Origin of the sequence: Aestuariivirga litoralis (genome assembly GCF_015714715.1) — a bacterium.
Classification (GTDB): domain Bacteria; phylum Pseudomonadota; class Alphaproteobacteria; order Rhizobiales; family Aestuariivirgaceae; genus Aestuariivirga; species Aestuariivirga litoralis_A.
This window is the reverse complement of the sequence record NZ_WAHS01000001.1, coordinates 1,245,225-1,263,371: the sequence shown is the minus strand read 5'-3', so window position 1 is coordinate 1,263,371 and position 18,147 is coordinate 1,245,225. Positions and strand designations below refer to the sequence as shown.

Annotated in this window: 22 protein-coding genes and 1 other RNA gene; 15 read left to right on the top strand and 8 right to left on the bottom strand. The window is 58.7% G+C overall.

Annotation, left to right across the window (positions count from 1 at the left end):
• Positions 1-33 precede the first annotated feature (33 nt).
• On the bottom strand, positions 34-939 hold the full coding sequence (locus F8B91_RS06555; RefSeq protein ID WP_196502874.1) for a lysophospholipid acyltransferase family protein: 906 nt from the start codon (positions 937-939) through the stop codon (positions 34-36).
• A 75-nt stretch (positions 940-1,014) separates the two neighbouring features.
• On the opposite strand from F8B91_RS06555, the gene F8B91_RS06550 reads away from it, so the two are divergent.
• Positions 1,015-1,914, top strand: a complete 900-nt coding sequence (locus tag F8B91_RS06550; protein ID WP_196502873.1) for a DMT family transporter — start codon at positions 1,015-1,017, stop codon at positions 1,912-1,914.
• Here F8B91_RS06550 and mctP read toward each other — a convergent pair.
• From mctP to F8B91_RS06525, 5 genes are all read right to left on the bottom strand, one after another.
• A complete protein-coding gene (gene mctP, locus F8B91_RS06545; protein WP_196502872.1) occupies positions 1,911-3,482 on the bottom strand; it encodes a monocarboxylate uptake permease MctP in 1,572 nt (523 codons plus the stop codon). The genes F8B91_RS06550 and mctP overlap by 4 nt on opposite strands.
• Positions 3,479-3,652 (bottom strand): DUF3311 domain-containing protein, encoded by a 174-nt coding sequence (locus F8B91_RS06540; RefSeq protein WP_196502871.1) that lies wholly within the window; start codon positions 3,650-3,652, stop codon positions 3,479-3,481. The genes mctP and F8B91_RS06540 overlap by 4 nt, the downstream gene beginning before the upstream one ends.
• Before the next feature lie 126 nt (positions 3,653-3,778).
• Positions 3,779-4,429 carry an extensin-like domain-containing protein gene (locus F8B91_RS06535; RefSeq protein ID WP_196502870.1) on the bottom strand — a complete coding sequence of 217 codons (651 nt, stop codon included), beginning with the start codon at positions 4,427-4,429 and terminating at the stop codon, positions 3,779-3,781.
• Positions 4,426-4,983 carry an ABC transporter substrate-binding protein gene (locus F8B91_RS06530; RefSeq protein ID WP_196502869.1) on the bottom strand — a complete coding sequence of 186 codons (558 nt, stop codon included), beginning with the start codon at positions 4,981-4,983 and terminating at the stop codon, positions 4,426-4,428. Before F8B91_RS06530 ends, F8B91_RS06535 begins: the two co-directional genes overlap by 4 nt.
• A gap of 53 nt (positions 4,984-5,036) precedes the next feature.
• Positions 5,037-5,630 (bottom strand): ABC transporter substrate-binding protein, encoded by a 594-nt coding sequence (locus F8B91_RS06525; RefSeq protein ID WP_196502868.1) that lies wholly within the window; start codon positions 5,628-5,630, stop codon positions 5,037-5,039.
• A 176-nt stretch (positions 5,631-5,806) separates the two neighbouring features.
• Between F8B91_RS06525 and F8B91_RS06520 the strand changes: the two genes are divergently transcribed.
• The 8 genes from F8B91_RS06520 (at position 5,807) to F8B91_RS06485 (ending at position 10,723) form a co-directional block, all read left to right on the top strand.
• The gene (locus tag F8B91_RS06520) at positions 5,807-6,796 is read left to right on the top strand and encodes an ArsR/SmtB family transcription factor (RefSeq protein WP_196502867.1); all 990 of its coding nucleotides are present in this window, start codon (positions 5,807-5,809) and stop codon (positions 6,794-6,796) included.
• Positions 6,793-7,656, top strand: coding sequence for a methylenetetrahydrofolate reductase [NAD(P)H] (gene metF, locus F8B91_RS06515; protein ID WP_196502866.1), 864 nt, complete (start codon positions 6,793-6,795; stop codon positions 7,654-7,656). Before F8B91_RS06520 ends, metF begins: the two co-directional genes overlap by 4 nt.
• Before the next feature lie 87 nt (positions 7,657-7,743).
• On the top strand, positions 7,744-8,061 hold the full coding sequence (locus F8B91_RS06510) for a hypothetical protein (RefSeq protein WP_196502865.1): 318 nt from the start codon (positions 7,744-7,746) through the stop codon (positions 8,059-8,061).
• Between the two features lie 61 nt (positions 8,062-8,122).
• Entirely contained in the window at positions 8,123-8,491 is a 369-nt protein-coding gene (locus tag F8B91_RS06505) for a hypothetical protein (RefSeq protein WP_196502864.1), read from the top strand.
• A 58-nt stretch (positions 8,492-8,549) separates the two neighbouring features.
• Positions 8,550-8,867 carry a hypothetical protein gene (locus F8B91_RS06500; protein WP_246714982.1) on the top strand — a complete coding sequence of 106 codons (318 nt, stop codon included), beginning with the start codon at positions 8,550-8,552 and terminating at the stop codon, positions 8,865-8,867.
• 61 nt (positions 8,868-8,928) lie between these two features.
• Entirely contained in the window at positions 8,929-9,264 is a 336-nt protein-coding gene (locus F8B91_RS06495; protein ID WP_196502863.1) for a hypothetical protein, read from the top strand.
• 38 nt (positions 9,265-9,302) lie between these two features.
• Entirely contained in the window at positions 9,303-9,986 is a 684-nt protein-coding gene (locus tag F8B91_RS06490; protein WP_196502862.1) for a J domain-containing protein, read from the top strand.
• Complete coding sequence (locus tag F8B91_RS06485) at positions 9,983-10,723, top strand: N-acetylmuramoyl-L-alanine amidase (protein WP_348641720.1); 741 nt, start codon at positions 9,983-9,985, stop codon at positions 10,721-10,723. The genes F8B91_RS06490 and F8B91_RS06485 overlap by 4 nt, the downstream gene beginning before the upstream one ends.
• Here F8B91_RS06485 and F8B91_RS06480 read toward each other — a convergent pair.
• On the bottom strand, positions 10,720-11,160 hold the full coding sequence (locus tag F8B91_RS06480; protein WP_196502861.1) for a hypothetical protein: 441 nt from the start codon (positions 11,158-11,160) through the stop codon (positions 10,720-10,722). The genes F8B91_RS06485 and F8B91_RS06480 overlap by 4 nt on opposite strands.
• Positions 11,161-11,249: 89 nt before the next feature.
• Positions 11,250-11,612, bottom strand: coding sequence for a DUF4112 domain-containing protein (locus F8B91_RS06475; RefSeq protein WP_196502860.1), 363 nt, complete (start codon positions 11,610-11,612; stop codon positions 11,250-11,252).
• A 101-nt stretch (positions 11,613-11,713) separates the two neighbouring features.
• Between F8B91_RS06475 and rnpB the strand changes: the two genes are divergently transcribed.
• From rnpB to F8B91_RS06445, 6 genes are all read left to right on the top strand, one after another.
• Positions 11,714-12,094, top strand: an RNA gene (gene rnpB, locus F8B91_RS06470) — RNase P RNA component class A.
• A 100-nt stretch (positions 12,095-12,194) separates the two neighbouring features.
• Positions 12,195-13,214, top strand: coding sequence for a 16S rRNA (cytosine(1402)-N(4))-methyltransferase RsmH (gene rsmH, locus F8B91_RS06465; RefSeq protein ID WP_196502859.1), 1,020 nt, complete (start codon positions 12,195-12,197; stop codon positions 13,212-13,214).
• Entirely contained in the window at positions 13,214-13,564 is a 351-nt protein-coding gene (gene ftsL / locus F8B91_RS06460; RefSeq protein ID WP_196502858.1) for a cell division protein FtsL, read from the top strand. The genes rsmH and ftsL overlap by 1 nt, the downstream gene beginning before the upstream one ends.
• On the top strand, positions 13,561-15,267 hold the full coding sequence (locus F8B91_RS06455) for a penicillin-binding transpeptidase domain-containing protein (RefSeq protein WP_196502857.1): 1,707 nt from the start codon (positions 13,561-13,563) through the stop codon (positions 15,265-15,267). The genes ftsL and F8B91_RS06455 overlap by 4 nt, the downstream gene beginning before the upstream one ends.
• Positions 15,268-15,269: 2 nt before the next feature.
• Positions 15,270-16,727 (top strand): UDP-N-acetylmuramoyl-L-alanyl-D-glutamate--2,6-diaminopimelate ligase, encoded by a 1,458-nt coding sequence (locus F8B91_RS06450; protein ID WP_196502856.1) that lies wholly within the window; start codon positions 15,270-15,272, stop codon positions 16,725-16,727.
• A complete protein-coding gene (locus tag F8B91_RS06445) occupies positions 16,720-18,147 on the top strand; it encodes a UDP-N-acetylmuramoylalanyl-D-glutamyl-2,6-diaminopimelate--D-alanyl-D-alanine ligase (protein WP_196502855.1) in 1,428 nt (475 codons plus the stop codon). The genes F8B91_RS06450 and F8B91_RS06445 overlap by 8 nt, the downstream gene beginning before the upstream one ends.

Sequence of the window (18,147 nt, the reverse complement as noted above, 5' to 3'; positions counted from 1 at the left end):
GGCCGTTCTTGGTTCCAGCTTGATTTGCTGGATTCAGTCACCACCGCCGGTCTTCCAGCCCTTGATACGGCCGTGACGCAAGTGCAGATCGTGAACAGGGCCCTTTATATCCTGCGGTTGAGCTAAAGCATAGGTCCTTTTGCGCAGTTCGCGGATCATATCTTCGCGTTCCGTCAAATGTGCGATCTCCGAAAATGGGATCGGCTTGCCGACGCGCACCTTCAGATCGGTTCCGATCCGCCTTGCGGTTTCCCGGAACACCAGCGAGAGCCGTAACGTCAGGCTCAAATGGCTGGCAATTTGGAACAGGCGGGAATTCTGCCCGGTGAAATAAATCGGAACAACTGTGGCTTCCGACATGCGCACCAGCTTGGCGGTGAAAGGCGCCCAGGGCAGGTCCATCGCGGTGCCGCGATGCGCGCGTTCGGAGGTGGAAACGCCACCACCGGGGAAAATGCCGACAGCACCACCTTCCTTCAAAAGCTTCTGTGCCTCATGGCGGGAACGCACATTGGTTTCGCGCGCCTCACGGGTGGGGGCAAATGCTACGGGCAGGAGATTCTTGGCGGCATTGGCATCCTGGCACAGAACATCGTTGGCCAGCACTTTGGTGTCAGGCCGCACTTTCAGCGCCAGCCAAGTGAGAGTCACGCCATCCAGTACGCCGTAAGGATGATTGGAAATGAACAGAACCGGCCCGGTGCGCGGCACTTGCCCCAGGGCCGCACCATCAAAATCCACATTGATGCGCAGCAAGTTGATGGCTGAGTCGAAGAAATTCGCGCCGCGATCGACATTTTCCTGGTGGCGCACATAGAGCTTCTTGAGCTTGCGCTGCCCGCCGAGTTTTTCAATGGCTTGAATAACAGCGCGCTGGATGAAGGGTTGATCCGCCGTCGAATAAGTAAAGCGTACTTTGCGCGCCACAGCTTGTTCCATGGGTTTCCCGTGTCTGGCCTTAAGGTTGCGGATTATAGCTGGTATTACTCCTAGTCCAAGGGATATGTCGGTTCGATGACGGTTGAATCCAAGGGTATGTGGCTGGGCCTGGTTGGCGTGGCGATTTTTGCACTCACTTTGCCTCTCACAAAGCTGGGCCTGCAGCATGGCTTTGCTGCTCTGTTTCTGTCATTTGGCCGAACGGTGGTGGCCGCAGCGGTAGGCTTTCCTTTTTTGTTGCTCACCCGCCAGCCCTGGCCATCGTGGAAAGATGTGGGCCAGCTTGCCTTTGTGATGGGTGGCGTGATCTTTGGCTTTCCGGTGCTTTCCGCATTGGCGCTGCAATATGTGCCGGCCTCGCATGGCAGCGTGGTTCTGGGCACGCTACCACTCGCCACCGCCCTAATGAGCACTATTTTCGCCGGCGAGCGCCCCTCACCAGCCTTTTGGGCTTGGAGCGTGCTGGGTGCAGCTGCGGTTGCAGCCTTTGCGCTCTGGGATGGCGGGGCAGAAATCCACGGCGGTGATCTGCTGCTGGTGCTCGCGGTTTTCGCCGCCGCCATGGGCTATGCCGCAGGTGCGCAGCTGGCCAAGAAACTGGGTGGCTGGCAGGTCATTTCCTGGGCATTGCTGCTGGCCTTGCCTGTCACCTTGCCGGTGACCATCTGGCTGGTGATGAATTTCAAGGGCGATGAAAGCCTGATCGGCTGGGGCTGCTTTGCCTATCTCGCGCTGCTCAGCCAATTGGGCGGCTTCTATTTCTGGTATCGCGGCCTCAGCCTCGGCGGCATTGCCCGCGTGGGCCAGGTGCAATTGCTGCAGACCTTTTTCACTTTGGTGGCGGCTTACTTCATTCTTGCCGAGCCGATCACCCCGCGCGCCATCGTCTTCGCGTTGATCGTGGCAGCCTGCGTCTGGTTCGGGCGCAAGGCTGCCGTTGCACTAGTGCAGCAGCAGCCTGTCGCTGTTGATTAGAGAACCGGCTCCGGCTCGTGGCGGTGCGGCGGCATCGTCGCACCATCTTCAAAGTCGGCAGGCTTGGTCTGGTCCGTGCCAGAATTCGGCAAGACGAAGCTCAATATTACCGCGATGATCGCATTCACGATCACCGAGAAGAAGCCGATGTAAACCGCAAAGCCCAGTGGCGTCATCCAGGTCGGCACCCAGGCCTTGGCGCCTGCCGCAAGGAAGATGCCCAGCGCCATGCCCACCAGCCAGCCGATGAGCAATGGCGTGCCATGGATGCGGCGCGTGTAGAGGCCGAACACCATGGCCGGGAAGATCTGGATCATCAGGATGCCGCCCAGCAACTGGAAGTCCAGGGCGAACTGCGTGTTGATGAACAGAATGATCACCAATGCGCCAAGCTTCACAATCAGCGACATTAGCTTGGCCAAGTCAGATTCCTGCTTGGACGACATGTTGGGATTGACAAAGGGCCGCCACACATTGCGGGTGAATGTGTTGGCCGCACCAATCGACATCACCGCCGCCGGCACCAAGGCACCGATGGCGATGGCCGCGAAGGAAAAGCCGACAAACCAGTCCGGGAACATCTTGAGGAACAGCTGCGGCACCACATCCTGCGGGTTCTTGAGTTCAAGCCCGGCAGCGCGGCCCATCAGGCCGAGCAGGGCAATAAGGCCCAGCACGAGCGAATAGGCCGGCAGCGTCATCGCATTGAAGCGAATGGTGCGCGGGTTCTTCGACGACAGCACGCCGGTCAGCGAATGCGGATACATGAACAATGCCATAGCCGAACCAATGGCCAGCGTCATGAACGGCACGACCTGGCCTTGAGTCAGAGTAAGGCCGGCCGCGATCTTCTGCGGTGGATCCATCGCGGCACCAGCGGCCACCTTGGCTTCGAAGGCTTTGCCGGCCAGTTCAAAGATCGCACTGAAGCCACCCAGCTCATAAGGAATGAGAATGATCGCCGCGATCACGAAGACATAGATCATGATGTCTTTGACGAAGGCGATCAGGGCAGGGGCGCGCAGGCCTGAACTGTAAGTGTAAAGGGCAAGGATGACGAAGGCCACGGTGAGCGGCACATGCGACACCCAGCCTTCGCCGGAAAAGCCCAAAGCCTGGATCACCTTTTCCATGCCGACGAGCTGCAGCGCAATGTAAGGCATGGTGGCGGCAATGCCGGTGATGGCCACGGCCAACTCCAGCCACTTATTGCCAAAGCGGCCATAGGTGAAATCAGCTGCGGTGACGTAGCCATGCCGCGCCGAGACATTCCACAGCCGCGGCATGATCAGGAACACCAGCGGGTAAATGAGAACCGTGTAGGGCACGGCGAAGAAGCCGTAAGCACCGATGGCATAGACCACGGCGGGCACGGCAATCACTGTGTAGGCGGTATAGAGATCGCCACCCAGCAGGAACCAAGTGATCCACGGGCCGAACTGGCGTCCCCCTAAGCCCCATTCATCAATCTTGTTGAGATCGCCCGCCTTCCATCGCGCCGCCCAGAAACCCAGCGCCGTGACCAGCACGAAAAACAGAACGAAAACTGTTGTGGCAACAATGTTCATTTGCTGCCCTCCACCTTGAAGGCCGCATAGATGAAGATCACCGAAATCGGCACCAGCACCAGGTTGAACCAGTAGAAGAAGGGGAAGCCGAACAATTGCGGCTCAATGGAATTGTACCATGGCGTGGCGACCGCCAGGATGCATGGGATCAGCAGCAGAATGTGTTTCATATGTCCTCCCCAGCCCATCCGGCTTTTTGCCGCCGGTTTTGGCTTTCGAGAAGATTAGGCGGGGAATCGCTTTTCTGGCAAGGGCGTTTCGCTTGAGTTGCGATGGCTGATCAGCTCACAGCACTCTCAATGGCAGTAAGGTCCGCCGCCACGGCGGTCATGCTGAAGGTCGAGGTGGATATGATCCTTGTGGAAGCGGTCTGAACCTGGCCCCAGCACGGTGTGGAAGGGGCCACAAGCTTCCTGCCGGATGCGGTGAAGGAACTGTTGGTCATCCAGCTTGCCATAATAATCGCGCACTACAGAAACCTCACGGCCATCGGCAAGTGTGAAACCACCGAAGTCGATGGCGTTTCCAAAACCGTGTTCGGAAAGTTTTGCTCCGCGAATATTATCACGCGCGCGGCACGCATAAGAAGATGCGATCTCGGCCGAAACAACCTTCTGGCCGTAAGCGGCCTGTGCTGCCGGCTGAACATTGCGGGTGATCCAGCCGCTCACACTGTCAGCCAGATCGCAATTGACCACCGCACTGGGTGAAAACTGCACGTCATTCACGGCACTGATTTTATAGGCCGGGCTGACGCGGCAGCCATTGCCTTCTTCAATGTCGGGCAGAGGAGTGGCTTGGGCGAAACTTTGCGGATCAACTGCGCAAGTGCTTTTCGGCGCTTGCACGCCTTCAAGTGTAAATTGCGCGGAACGGGGCCCGGTGGAACAGGCAGCGAGAAGAGTAAGGCCTGCACCCGCAAACAGCCTTGCGGGCTTCAAGGTCATTGCCGGTTGAGGGCGACGATCAAGGCCTTCACATCACCATCATGCTTGGCCAGGAAGGAACTGAATAGATTGCGTTCCATCGAGGTCATCGAGAAACCCAGGAAGCGGGCATCGGCCACCTTGTACGAACCGCCAACCCAATTCAGTTTCCAGGTCACACTGTAAGTCTGGCCAGACATCAGGAACACTTTGGAATCAACCAGGACATTCTTGTCCTTGTCGACAGTGGCTTCGCCCACTTCGAATTTGGCAACCTGATAGCTGCGGCTCTGGTCGGCGAAATAACGCGAAATGAAAGTGGCAACGCCGCGCTTGTAGCGGGCCATGTCACCGTCACCTACTTTGTAGGTACCGATCGATTCATCAGCGATCGAATTGATATCAGCATACCGTTGAATTACGCGCATAAACGCCGAAGTGGTGCCCTGCCGATGGGCGTGCAGTAGTTCATCGCCCATGCGGTTCATGAAAACCACAGACGGATGATCCGCAGCCATCGCGGGCACGGCAAAAACGGCAGGCATCAAGGCCAGGAAGAATCGGCGTGAAATCATGATTCGAGCTCTCTCCCCCAAATCTCAGGCCAACGGGGTTAATGCAAGGTTAATTACCAGGTGTCCGCTTCACGCAGTTTTGCATAGAGCGGCTGGAAATCGCCATGCGAAGCATTGAGCGTGTCGTCGAACATCTTTTTCATGGCAATCGACAGCCACACGCCTTTGACCTTGACGTCGGCCACGCGCCAGGAACCCGGGCCACCGGTCACGCGCCAGCTCAACGGCTCATTGCTGCCGACGATCACTGTATCTACCGTGGTGAAGGCACCCTGCTGGCCCATCTTGGTCACCTTCAGGTCGCTGCCCTGGAAGTCATCCACATACCAGACGAACAGGGCTGCGGCGTAATTCGAAAGCAGGCTGGAGAACATGCCTTTGTCGCCCGACGGCATGCTGGCCCGGTTGCGGCCCAGCGCCATCGAGCCAAGTTGGCCAAGATTGACATACTGGTTGAGAAGATTGCCGAAGCGGCTCTGCAAGCCCTTGTCGCCGCGTTTGCCGCCTTTGACCATCTTGAGCACTTGCGTCCCCAGGCCATGCACGTAATCGTCCGCGCCGCCGTCAGCGAGCGCAGGCAATGTGGCCACCCCCATGAAGGGCAAGGCGACGGTAGCAATCAAAAGGCGGCGACGTGAAAGACGCATAGTTATGATCCTTGAATTACGGGTCAAATTGGCGGCTGACTGTGGCAATGTGAAGATGTTTTGGCAAAATATTCGGGCAGCCCGCAAGCTTTTTCCATTTACGACGCTTTTTAGCTGGAAATCGAAGTTCCGGCAAGCTATATAAAGATATGTTTATATAGTTTTGGTGCTGCAACATGGATGAATTACTGGCTGGTTTGAGAGCAGTAGCCGAAATCACCCGGCTTCGCATTCTTTTTGCCCTCTCGCATGGCGAGATGAATGTGACGGAGCTGACCCAGGTGCTGGGCCAAAGCCAGCCGCGTGTGTCGCGCCATCTGAAGCTGATGGCTGAGGCTGGCCTGATCACCCGCCACAAGGAAGGAAACTGGGTTCTCTTCCGCCAGCGCGAGCAGGGCATGGGTGGCGCGCTCTCGCGGGCGCTGGTTGAAATGTTGCCCGGCCATGATGATCAACTGAAAGGCGATCTCGCGCGCCTCGAACAGATCAGAGGCCAGCGCCAGGATGCCGCTGCCGCCTATTTCGCCGCCAATGCCGAAAGCTGGCAGGAGCTGCGCTCGCTGCATGTGCATGAGGAGGAGGTGGAAGCCGCGTTCCTAGCCATGTTGGGTGACGCACATTTTGACACCGTGGTGGATCTGGGCACCGGCACCGGCCGTATTCTTGAACTGCTGAATGGCAAGGCCACGCATCTGTGGGGCATCGATCAGAGCCGCGACATGCTGGCCATCGCGCGCGCCAAGCTGGAAGCAACGTCACTCAAGAATGCTCAGGTCAGACAGGGCGATATTTACGCTCTGCCGTTTGCCGACAGCACCGCCGACCTGATTTCCATTCACCAGGTGCTGCACTTTCTGGACGATCCGCAGCGGGCCCTGATGGAAGCTCGCCGCATACTGAAACCGGGGGGAAAAATGATCGTGGTGGATTTCGCACCCCATGAACTGGAAGACTTGCGCGCCGCCCATGCCCATCGCCGTTTGGGGATTTCTGCTGAGCAGATGTCATCTTATCTCGCGCGCGCCGGCCTTACTTTGAGTGAACACCGCGTCTTGCCGCCGCCATGGCTGAAATCCGGAACCGGACTCACTGTGTCCCTTTGGCTTGCATCGGCACCCGCGACGAAAGTTCAGCCCGCTGCTCTCAGCAAGGCCAGGCAGCAATGAGCAAGCTTTCTGTCTCTTTCGAATTCTTCCCACCGAAAAATGATGACGCTGAAGTGGGCCTGTGGAAGGCACTGCGCAAACTCGAAAGCGTGGCACCGCGTTTTGTCTCGGTGACCTATGGGGCAGGGGGCACCACCCGTGACCGTACGCTGGGCACGGTGCGCCGCATCGTGGAGGAAACCAGCCTCAAGCCTGCCGCGCATTTGACCTGCGTGAGTGCATCGAAGGCTGAAGTGAACGAAGTCGTCCGCGCCTTTCACGAAGCCGGCGTCCGCCACATCGTGGCTCTGCGCGGTGATCCAGCCCAGGGCGTGGGCACGCGCTTCCAGCCGCATCCCGATGGCTACCGCAACGCCGCAGATCTGGTGCGCGGGATCCGCAAGATCGGTGACTTTGAAGTGACGGTCTCGGCCTATCCCGAGAAGCATCCTGAGTCAGTTTCCATTGAGGAGGACTTGGCCTTCCTTGCCGACAAGGCAGACCATGGCGCCACCCAGGCGATCAGCCAGTTCTTCTTTCACAACGCGTTTTTCCTGCGGCTGCGCGACCGTATCGCGGCGCGCGGCATCAATATCAAACTGTTGCCCGGCATTCTGCCGATCACCAATTTTGCCCGCGCCCAGGAATTTGCGGCCAAATGCGGCGCGCATATTCCACCCGAAATGACCAAGCGCTTCTCCGGCCTCGACCAGGAGCCGGAAACCCGGAACCTGGTTGCTGCCATGGTGGCCGCCGAGCAGGTGCAGGCTCTACAGCGCGAGGGGGTGGAGGATTTCCATTTCTACACGCTGAACCGTTCTGATCTTGTTTATGCCATTTGCCGCATGCTGGGCCTCGGCACTGGCAGCACTCCGGACTGACCTTCACACCCTTGTCACCGCGCGGGCGCATGGTTAAGGTCGCTTAACCATAAGAGATGCGGCAACATCCTTTTGTGGGAGTGTGTGATGAAGCTGAGTGTTTTGGGTATGGCCCTGATAGGGGCCCTGTTGTGCTCCACAGCGGCTGAAGCCGCCGCCAAGAATGGCGGTGGGGGCGGCAACCATCGCGGCGGGGGCCATTTCAGCGGCGGTTTTGGCGGCGGCTTCAGGTATGAACAGCGCCGCGAGATCATCATCGTGCACCGGCGCACCCGGCGTTATTTGCCACCTCCGATTTATTACTATGCGCCGCCTATGCCGCCCCCGATTTACGCCTACTTGCCACCGCCGCCTCCACCGCCCATGTATTATCCCTATCCGCCCTGCAACTGCGATTGCCCGTAGTTGAGGTTGGAGAGAAGCAGGGGACGATGGAACTTGCCCCCTGCCAAAAGGTTGTTGATACATGACGCAATGGAAGACGCGCGGTGACATGAAAGTTTTGGTTTTGGCCCTGAGCTTGGCAGGATTGCTGCTTGGTGCGGGTGATGCCTTGGCCGGGGGATGCCAATCCCCGCGACACCACCATGTTCACAAGAAGAAGCATGTTCATCACTCTGGATTGCGCAACCATTCGCCATATCCAGTCTACAGCTACAGCGTCCCGAAATTTGGCGCCTATTCCGGCTATGCTTTCTATGACGGCTACTATCCGGCTTATCTGCCTAAATGGCCGCGCGATGCGGAAAATTCGTTCGCGACAAATGGTTCTGATGATGACCTGCCGTATCAATACCTGGGCAACTCCAACCGCAACGATTTGCTGCGCAACTGATCTGGACCAGCGACAAGCCGCCTTACGAAAATTTCACGTGTACTGGCGAAACTTTGCCATGAACCTGCGGTTCTATCATCAATCATCCCTGATGAAAGGACATTCCATGAAGAAGCTTCTGATCGCTGTTGGCGCCGTGGTGCTTTTGGCAGGCACGGCTTCCGCGCCAGCTGATGCTCACAAACGGCATCATTATGTCAAACACCATCACTGGCGGCACCATTATGTGCCTTATGCTTATTCGCCGGGGTATTATCCATATTATGCCCAGCCCTATCCGTATTACCAACCCAATCCGGTGATCAGTTTCGGCTTCGGTTTTGGCGGCGGCGGGTGGGGCGGCCATCGGCACTGGCGCCACATGCACCACTGGTAGGCTCTGAACAGATATGCCGCCGGCCTTGATTAATCAGGGCCGAAGCGGCATATGTGCCTGCATGAGCCAGGAAGTCATTACGCCCGAACGCACGCCGAAATCCGGCAAGCAAGCCTTCAGCCCGCTTGGCTGTTTCATCGCCGCTGCGGGCGCTACGCTGGTCACCTTTTGCCTGATTGGTGCTGCCGTTGTGGCCTCGGTCTGGGCCTTTTCGAAAATGATCGGTTTGCCGGATATAGTCATTCTGGTGCTTCTGGCCTTGTCGGTCGTCCCGATTGCCATGGCCACGATTTGGACCGCCGGCCGCGCCTGGCATGTGGAACAGCGCCTGGCGCAGGGTCTCGATATCGACGTGCCCGTCTACCACTGGCTGTATTATTTCCGCAAGAAAGCCTGAACCCTTCCCCTTGTTTCCGAATCCGCTAGACTGATACAATGACGGTCTGGTCCCGCATTACTGAATTTGTCCAATCCCTTGGCGACAGCCTTTCAGGCTCGCTTGAAGGCGTGACCGGTGGCGCAAAGCCGCCGGAGAAGTCTGTTGCCTTCACCATCGGCATGATTGCGCTTGGTGCCAAGATGGCCAAAGCCGATGGCGTGGTGACAGATTCTGAAGAGCGCGCCTTTTTCCAGGTATTCCATGTGCCTGAAAAAGATTCCGCCGCTGTGACCCGCGTGTTCAATACCGCAAAGCAGGACATTGCCGGGTTTGAAACCTATGCCGCGCAAGTGGCTAAACTTTTCGGCCCCAAATCGCATGTGCTGGAAACGGTGCTCGACGGGCTGTTCCACATCGCCAAGGCCGACAAGGTGGTCCACCCGGCAGAGATTGCCTATCTCGAAGAAGTGGCGGGGATTTTCGGCTTCACTGGGGCTGAGTGGCTGCGCATCCGCGCCCGCCATGTGGCGATCAAGGACGATCCTTTCGAAGTGCTGGGCGTGGAGCCGGAGACCAAGCTGGCCGAAGTGAAACGCCACTACAAGCAGCTGGTGAAGGAGCTGCATCCCGACAAGCAGATCGCAGCCGGCGTTCCCGAAGAAATGGTCAAGCTGGCCACCGACAGGCTGGCTCGCATCAACAGCGCCTATGCCGAGATTGAGCGGATGCATACGCCGTGATCGGCACCGGCCTGCCGCACCGCGTGCAGCTTTCGCCCAATATCAATGAGCGGCGTGTGGGCAAGCCCATCTCGGTCCTGGTTCTGCATTACACCGGCATGAGCAGCGCGCAGAAAGCCTGCGACTGGCTGTGCAACGCGCAGAGCGAAGTGTCCTGCCACTATCTGGTCGATGAGCAGGGTGCGATTGTGCAGATGGTCGACGAGGCGGCGCGCGCCTGGCATGCAGGCGTTTCGCTGTGGCATGGCGATGAGGACATCAACTCGCTCTCGATCGGCATCGAAATCCAGAACACCGGCCATTCCCTTGGCTATGAGGATTTCCCGTTGCCGCAGATGCAGGCGGTGGCGGCATTGTCGAAAGACATCATCCAGCGCAACGCCATTAAGCCGCGCAACGTGCTTGCGCATTCTGATATAGCGCCGGGTCGCAAGATTGATCCGGGCGAAAAATTCGATTGGGGCTTTCTGCACGAACAAGGCGTCGGCCATTACGTTGCACCAGAGCCGCTCAGCGGCGGCAGTTTCCTTCAGATGGGAGACAGCGGCGATCCGGTGATGGCGCTGCAGGCCATGCTGAAACTTTATGGCTATGGTCTCGAAGTGAATGGCAGCTTTGATCAGCGCACGCGGATCGTGGTCGAAGCCTTCCAGCGCCACTTCCGCCGCGAGAGAGTGGACGGTATCGCCGATGCTTCTACGGTGACCACGCTGCACAAGTTGCTGCGCGCCCTTTAATTATCCGGCTGCGCAATCCCGTTGCAGCTTTCGATGAAACCGTCGAAATCGGCATCCGTCAGTGGATAGGTCGAACTGTGGGTCAGCACAGTCACCGTCACGGCATCGCCCTTGCGCAGATCCTGGACCAAAGATGATTTCTGGGTGAACTTGCCTTCCACAGTGAAAAGCCCGCTGGCATCGTCCTTGTCTGCACTGGCGGGGAGAGTGGTGGTTTTGCCATTTGTGAGGATTTTCATCGGCAGTTTCTGGCCGCGCTTCAGCTTCAAATTGGGCTCTGGCAGGAAGGCTGACATGCCGGGCTTGCCAGGCTCGCACCAGAAGCTCAAACCCACATCGTCAGTGTCGGGTACACCGAACACCAGAAAAGTCTGGGTATCTGTGGTGTTGAGACTCCACTCGCGTTCCTGGGCCAGCAACGGAGTTGCTTGCGCCATGATGACCGCGGCAAGCAGGGCAGTTCTAAGGCTCATGCACGCAAGCATAGTCGATTGAACGCTCAAGTCCACCGAGTGGCCGGGATTAATTATTCCACCATCACGCCTTGGGCGCGCAGGAATTCTGCCAACATCTCCACGTTGCGGATATTTGCCATGTAAAGCGTATCAAGCACGATGCCCACCACGGGAATGGCGCCGAGGCCGGCTTCAACCGCTACGTTGCCGACCATGCGGGCTAGAAGGCCACGCGGTGCCCCCATCTCATAGGCCTTCCACACCATGTAAAGCGAAGCCATGGTCATCACGGCGTTGCCGGCGAAGGGCACGGCGTTGGAGAGCGTGTCGACGCCGAAGCGGAACCGTGTGAACGGAATACCAAATTTCGAATCCATGACGAGGGCCATCCATTTCAGCCTTTTCATGGTTTTGATCGTCTCGGTATGTTCCATCTCTGCTTCAGGCCTCCTTGGGCCGCGCATCACATGGCCCTTAACCAAGGGATTTCAAGTGGAGATTGACCCCGGGCCTTTCGCAGCCTAACGGCAGGCAGTCAGTTGGCTGGATGGCCGCTCTTGTCCCTCGGGGCGGGAGAGGAAAGTCCGGGCTCCACGGAAATAAAGTGCCAGGTAACGCCTGGCGGGGGTAACCCCAGGGAAAGTGCCACAGAAACAAACCGCCATGCTTGCATGGCAAGGGTGAAAAGGTGCGGTAAGAGCGCACCGCGCCCCTGGTAACAGGGGCGGTCCAGGCAAACCCCACTTGGAGCAAAACCAAATAGGGGTGGCATGGTGACTTCGGTCACCGGGGCTTTTCCGGCTGGCCACCCGGGTTGGTTGCACGAAGCCTGTGGCGACACAGGCTCCAGATGAATGGTCATCCAGAGCCGGGCAACCGGCTTGGACAGAACCCGGCTTACAGGCCAACTGGCATCTCTTTTGAGGCGGCTGCAAAGCCCTGAAACGAATCGCATTTGAAACGATTTGTTAAGAGACGGCGGGGCATGTTGGGGTGGTTAACAACCCGTAACACCCATGCCCCCGAAATCTGCGAATTCGCCCCCGATTTACGACCGCCATGTGCCTGTCATGCTGCCCGAAGTGCTGTCGGCGCTTGCGCCGCAGCTTGGCGGGATTTTCATCGATGGCACCTTCGGCGCCGGCGGCTACACGCAGGCCATTTTAGAATCTCCCCAAGCGCAAGTGATCGCCATTGATCGCGACCCAACCGCCATCGCTGCAGGGCAGGTGCTGGTGGAAAGTTCTGCTGGCCGTTTGCGCTTGGTGCAGGGCACATTCTCCACGCTTCAAGACGTCGCGCGTGACCTCGGCCTCGAAAAAGTGCGGGGCGTGGTGCTCGACATTGGCGTGTCCTCCATGCAGCTCGATGAGGCAGACCGCGGGTTTTCTTTCCAGAAGGACGGCCCGCTCGACATGCGGATGAGCAAGGACGGTCCCTCCGCCAAAGACTATGTCAACGCGCTGGCCGCCGAAGACTTGGCCAATATCATTTTCGTTTTGGGTGACGAGCCGCGCTCACGCGCCATTGCCCGCGCCATCGTAAAGGCCCGCACGGAAGCGCCATTATTGACGACGTTCGATCTGGTGCGCGCTGTTGAGCGCGCCACCGGCAAGCAGCGCGCCACCGACCGCACACACCCCGCCACCAAGACCTTCCAGGCACTCCGCATTCACGTGAATGCCGAGCTTGAGGAATTGGCCGAAGCCCTTGGTGCCGCCGAGGAAATTCTGGAAGAGGGTGGCCGTCTGGTGGTCGTCACTTTCCATTCGCTGGAAGACCGCATCGTGAAGCGCTTTTTCCAGCTTCGCAGCGGCAAGGCCCCGCAAGCCTCGCGCCATATGCCCTTGCTAGAAGCTCAGAATGCGCCGGGTTTCACGCAGGTGGAGCGCGGTGCTGTGGCAGCCAGTGAAGCCGAGGCCCGCACCAATCCGCGTGCGCGTTCGGCCAAGCTGCGTTTTGGCATTCGCACATCGGCACCGCCGGTGAAATTGGATGGCGCGGCGCTCGGCGTTGCGCGCCTGGGGAGGCACTGATGTTCAAGCTGTTCAACGCAGCCCTGGTTTGCACGGTACTGGTCTCGGCATTTTTCCTCTATTCGCTGGAACATGCCACGCGCGCCCTTGAGCGCAACATCACCAAGGCCGAACGCCAGATCACCCAGGAACGCGAGAAGATCAAACTGCTCAACGCCGAATGGGCCAATCTGACCCAGCCAGAACGCGTGCAGAAAATCGCCCAAGAGCAGCTGCATCTGCAGAATATGAAGGCGCAGCAATATGTGCCACTCGCCGAATTGAAAGACCACCTGCCGGAAGAACCGCCGGTGAAGCTGGAGGCGCAAGGATCTGATGCCATCGGCGCCATGTTGGAGAAGCTGCAGTGAGTGCCACGCAACGCGAATTCGTCTCCGCCACGGCCAAGGGCAAGCTGAAGGGCCAGAACCGCATCCGCCTTTTGGGCATTTGCTTCTCGGCCTTCTTCGCAGCGATCGCCATTCAAGCTGGCCAGCTCACGCTGCTGCATCGTGCAGCGCCCGCCAACCCGGAACTCGCTGAACATGAGCCGCGCCAGCCGCGCCCCGACATTGTGGACCGTAACGGCAATGTGATGGCCACCGACATTTCGGTGTCTTCACTGTTTGCCGATCCCCGCAAGATTATCGATGTGGATGAGGCGGTGGAACTGCTCACTGCGCAGATCCCTGAACTGGATTCCAAGGGCCTGCGTGACAAGCTCACCCAGCCCGGCCGCGCCTTTGTCTGGCTGAAGCGCCAGGTTGGTCCTGAACTGCGCGATGCCATTTACAATCTCGGCATTCCCGGCGTCGGGTTCGTCGATGAGCGCAAACGCGTTTACCCGATGGGCCGCCTGGGTGCCCACACAGTCGGCTATGTCGATGTGGATACCAAGGGCATCGCCGGCATCGAAAAATTCCTCGATGATCAGGGTGCGATCTATACTGCCTCGCTGAACGAGCCGACCACACACACATCCGCGCCTGCGCAATTGGCCATGGATGCCAGCGTGCAACAGGTGGTGACCGACGAGGTCGCCAAGGCGGTTGAAAAATTCAAGGCGCGCGCCGGCGGTGGCATCATCCTCAATGTGCATACCGGCGAGATCGTCGCACTGGCCTCGTTGCCCGACTACAATCCCAACGCCAATGACAAGCGTCTCACCTCGGAACAGCAGAACATGCTGACCAGCGGTGTTTATGAATTGGGCTCGGTGATCAAGGCCGTCACCTTCTCGATGGCGATTGATGCGGGCACCGCTTCGCTCGCCTCAAAATATGAAACCGGAGCACCGCTGCAGATCGGCAAATTCCGCATCCACGATTTGCATCCGCATGCCGTGCAGACGCTCGAAGAAGTCTTCACCAATTCGTCCAATATCGGCACTGCCAAGATGGCGCTTGCAGTGGGCCTTGATGGGCATATGGACTTCCTGAAGCGCGTAGGCCTGCTTGATCGTCTCGTCACCGAAGTGCCGGAAAGCGCCAAGCCCTTGCTGCCGCGTAATTGGGGCAAGCTCGCTTCCGCCACCGCCGCCTTCGGCCATGGTTTTGCCGTACAGCCGCTGCAAGGCTTGTCTGTGATTGCAGATTTGGTCAATGGTGGCATGGCGGTTCCTCCGACTTTCCTGAAGCGCTCGAAAGAGGAAGCGCAGGCCTTGTCGCATCGTCTCATTAAATCCGAGACGTCGGATGTGATGCGCTTCCTCTTCCGTGAAAATGTGACCAAGGGCACCGGCGAATTTGCCGACGTGCTGGGTTACCGCGTGGGCGGCAAGACGGGCACCGCCGAAAAAGTGGTGCATGGCCGCTATTCCAAGGACAAAGTTCTGTGCAGCTTCATCGGCGCCTTCCCAATGGAAAATCCGCAATATGCCATCCTGGTGATGCTGGATGAGCCGCAGGCTGCTGAAGGCACGCATGGTTTCACCACCGCCGGCTGGAACGCCGTGCCTACCGCGTCGAAAATCATTGAGCGGGCAGCACCCTTGCTGGGCATCACGCCGCAATTCACCGCTGAAGATCTGGCCAAAATCGCCAAGCAGGCGAAAGCCAAACAGAAGAACGGATAGCGATGGGAATTCCTCTCAGCCGGCTTCTGAAAGGCGATGCGCCACTCCCCAAGGGTGGCGATCTTGCCATTTCGGGCCTCACGGCAGACAGCCGCGAGGTGAAGCCGGGCTTCCTGTTTGCCGGCCTTCCCGGCACCAAGGCCAATGGCGCAACCTTCATCGACAAGGCTTTTGCTGCCGGCGCCGTGGCCGCGATTGCGCAGAGCGGTTCTTACACCGGCAGCAACCCGGTTATCGCTGTTGATAATCCGCGCCGGCTTTTGGCTCTCGTGGCATCACGTTTTTACGACCGCCAGCCGGAGACCATCGTGGCCGTCACCGGCACCAATGGCAAAACCTCGGTCTCGGTTTTCGTGCGGCAGATCTGGGCCACCATGGGCTTCCGCGCCGCCAGCCTGGGCACCATTGGTGTCGTCGGACCTGAAGGTGCGAAATATCTCGCTCACACTACACCTGATCCCATCCAGCTTGCAGCCCTCGCGGCAGAGCTGCGCGATGACGGTGTCAAACACCTCGCCATCGAAGCCTCAAGTCATGGCTTGGAACAAAACCGCCTTGATGGATTGGTCATCGCTGCGGGCGCTTTCACCAATCTCACCCGCGACCATCTCGACTATCACGGCACATTCGAAAATTATTTCGCTGCCAAGCTTCGCCTGTTCGACACGCTGCTGCCACAAGGTGCAGGCGCTGTGATCAACATGGATTCACCCCAGGGCGAAGAAGTTCTTGCGCACGTCAAGCGGGCGGGCCTGGTTCCCTTCCGCGTCGGCAACAAGGGCGTTGAATTGCGGCTGGTCGATCTAAAGTCTTCCGGCCTGACGCAATTGCTGACGGTCGAATATGGCGGTCAGACCTATCAACTTGATCTGCCGCTGGCCGGTGATTTCCAGGTGTCGAATGCGCTGGTTGCTGCAGGACTCGTCATTGCGGCAGGCGGTGAAGCACATCTCGCTTTGCATGCGCTCGAAAGCCTGAAAGGCGCCAAGGGCCGTCTTGAACTGGTCGGCATCAAGCCAACCGGCGGCAACATTTTTGTCGATTACGCCCACACGCCAGATGCGCTTGAAACCGCGCTCTCGGCCTTGCGCCCCTCTACCCAGAAGCGGCTCATCGTCGTGTTCGGTTGCGGTGGTGATCGCGACAAGGGCAAGCGCCCGCTGATGGCCGCCGCCTGCGCGCGCCTCGCCGATCATGTGATCGTGACTGATGACAATCCGCGCAGCGAAGATCCGGCCACCATCCGGAGGGAAGCGCTTGCGGGCGCCCCCGGCGCACAGGAAATCGGCGATCGCGCCAAGGCGATCCGCACCGGCGTTGAAATGCTGCAGGAGGGCGATGTCTTGCTCGTGGCTGGCAAGGGCCACGAAGAAGGCCAGACGGTGGGCAACAAGGTGCTGCCTTTCATCGATCATGACGCGGTGGCAGCGGCATTGCGCGGAGAAGATTATCATGGCTGAGCGCGCGCTGTGGACTTTGCAGGAACTCGTGGCCGCCACTGGTGGCCATGTCGAAGGCAATACATCTGCTTCGATGAATGGCGTTTCCATTGACTCGCGCAGCATTGCGCCGGGGGATATTTTCGTCGCCATCAAGGGCGACACTCATGACGGCCATGATTTTGTACCCAAAGCTTTGAGTGCTGGCGCAGGCATCGCCATCGTTTCCAACGCCACCGACGAAATGAAAGCTGCAGGCGCGCTTCTGGTTGTGAAGGATGATCCTCTCCGCGGGCTTGAGGCCATGGGTCGTGCCGCGCGTAACTGGAACAAGGGAAAATCCATCGCCGTCACCGGCAGCGTGGGCAAAACCTCCACCAAGGAAATGCTGCGCGTGGCCTTTGCCGCCTCTGGCGCCACGCACGCATCTGCCTCGTCCTTCAACAATCATTGGGGCGTGCCGCTCACACTGGCGCGCCTGCCGCGCGACACGGCCTACGGTATTTTCGAAATCGGCATGAACCATGCGGGCGAAATCACCCCGTTGGTGGGCATGGTGCAGCCGCATGTGGCGATCATCACCACCATCGCTGCAAGCCATCTCGGCCATTTCAAATCACTCGATGACATTGCCGAAGCCAAGTCTGAAATCCTCAGCGGCGTGGTGCCCGGTGGTGCTGCCGTCATCAACCGGGATTCGCCCTATTTCGATTTCCTGAAAGACCGCGCCAAGATCAATGGCATTGTTCATGTCATCGGTTTCGGTCGCCACGAAAAGGCTGATGTGCGGCTCACCCAACTGGCGCTCCACCCCACTTGCTCTTGCATCTCCGCCGATGTGATGGGAGAGCCCGTTACTTTCAAGCTCGGTGTGCCCGGCGAACACATGGCGCTCAACAGCCTTTCCGTTCTGGCATCCATCAAACTCGCAGGCGCTGATCTGGCCCGTGCTGCTCTGGCACTTTCGCAAGCCCAGCCCGCCAAGGGCAGAGGTGGCCAGGAACTCTTGCAGATCGAGCGCGGCGATGTGCTGCTGCTCGACGAAAGCTATAACGCCAATCCTGAATCCATGGCTGCAGCGCTCAATCTGCTGGCCGTAGCCTCTGGTGCGCGTAAAGGCCGCCGCATCGCCGTGCTGGGTGACATGCTGGAACTCGGTGCGTTCAGTGCCGATCTGCACAAGGGCCTCGCCCCTGCGCTTGAAGCCGCACGCATCGACAAGCTCTATGCGGCTGGCCCGATGATGCAGCATCTGTGGGATGCGGTGCCTGAAAAGCGCCGCGCCGCCTATGCCTCCACCTCGATGGAACTGGTTGACAAATTGAGTGCCGATCTGCAAGCGGGCGACAGCCTGGTGGTCAAAGGATCGCTGGGCAGCAAAATGGGGCCGCTAGTGGCTGCCTTGCGCCAGCGCTTCCCAGAGAAAATGAAAGAGACTTGA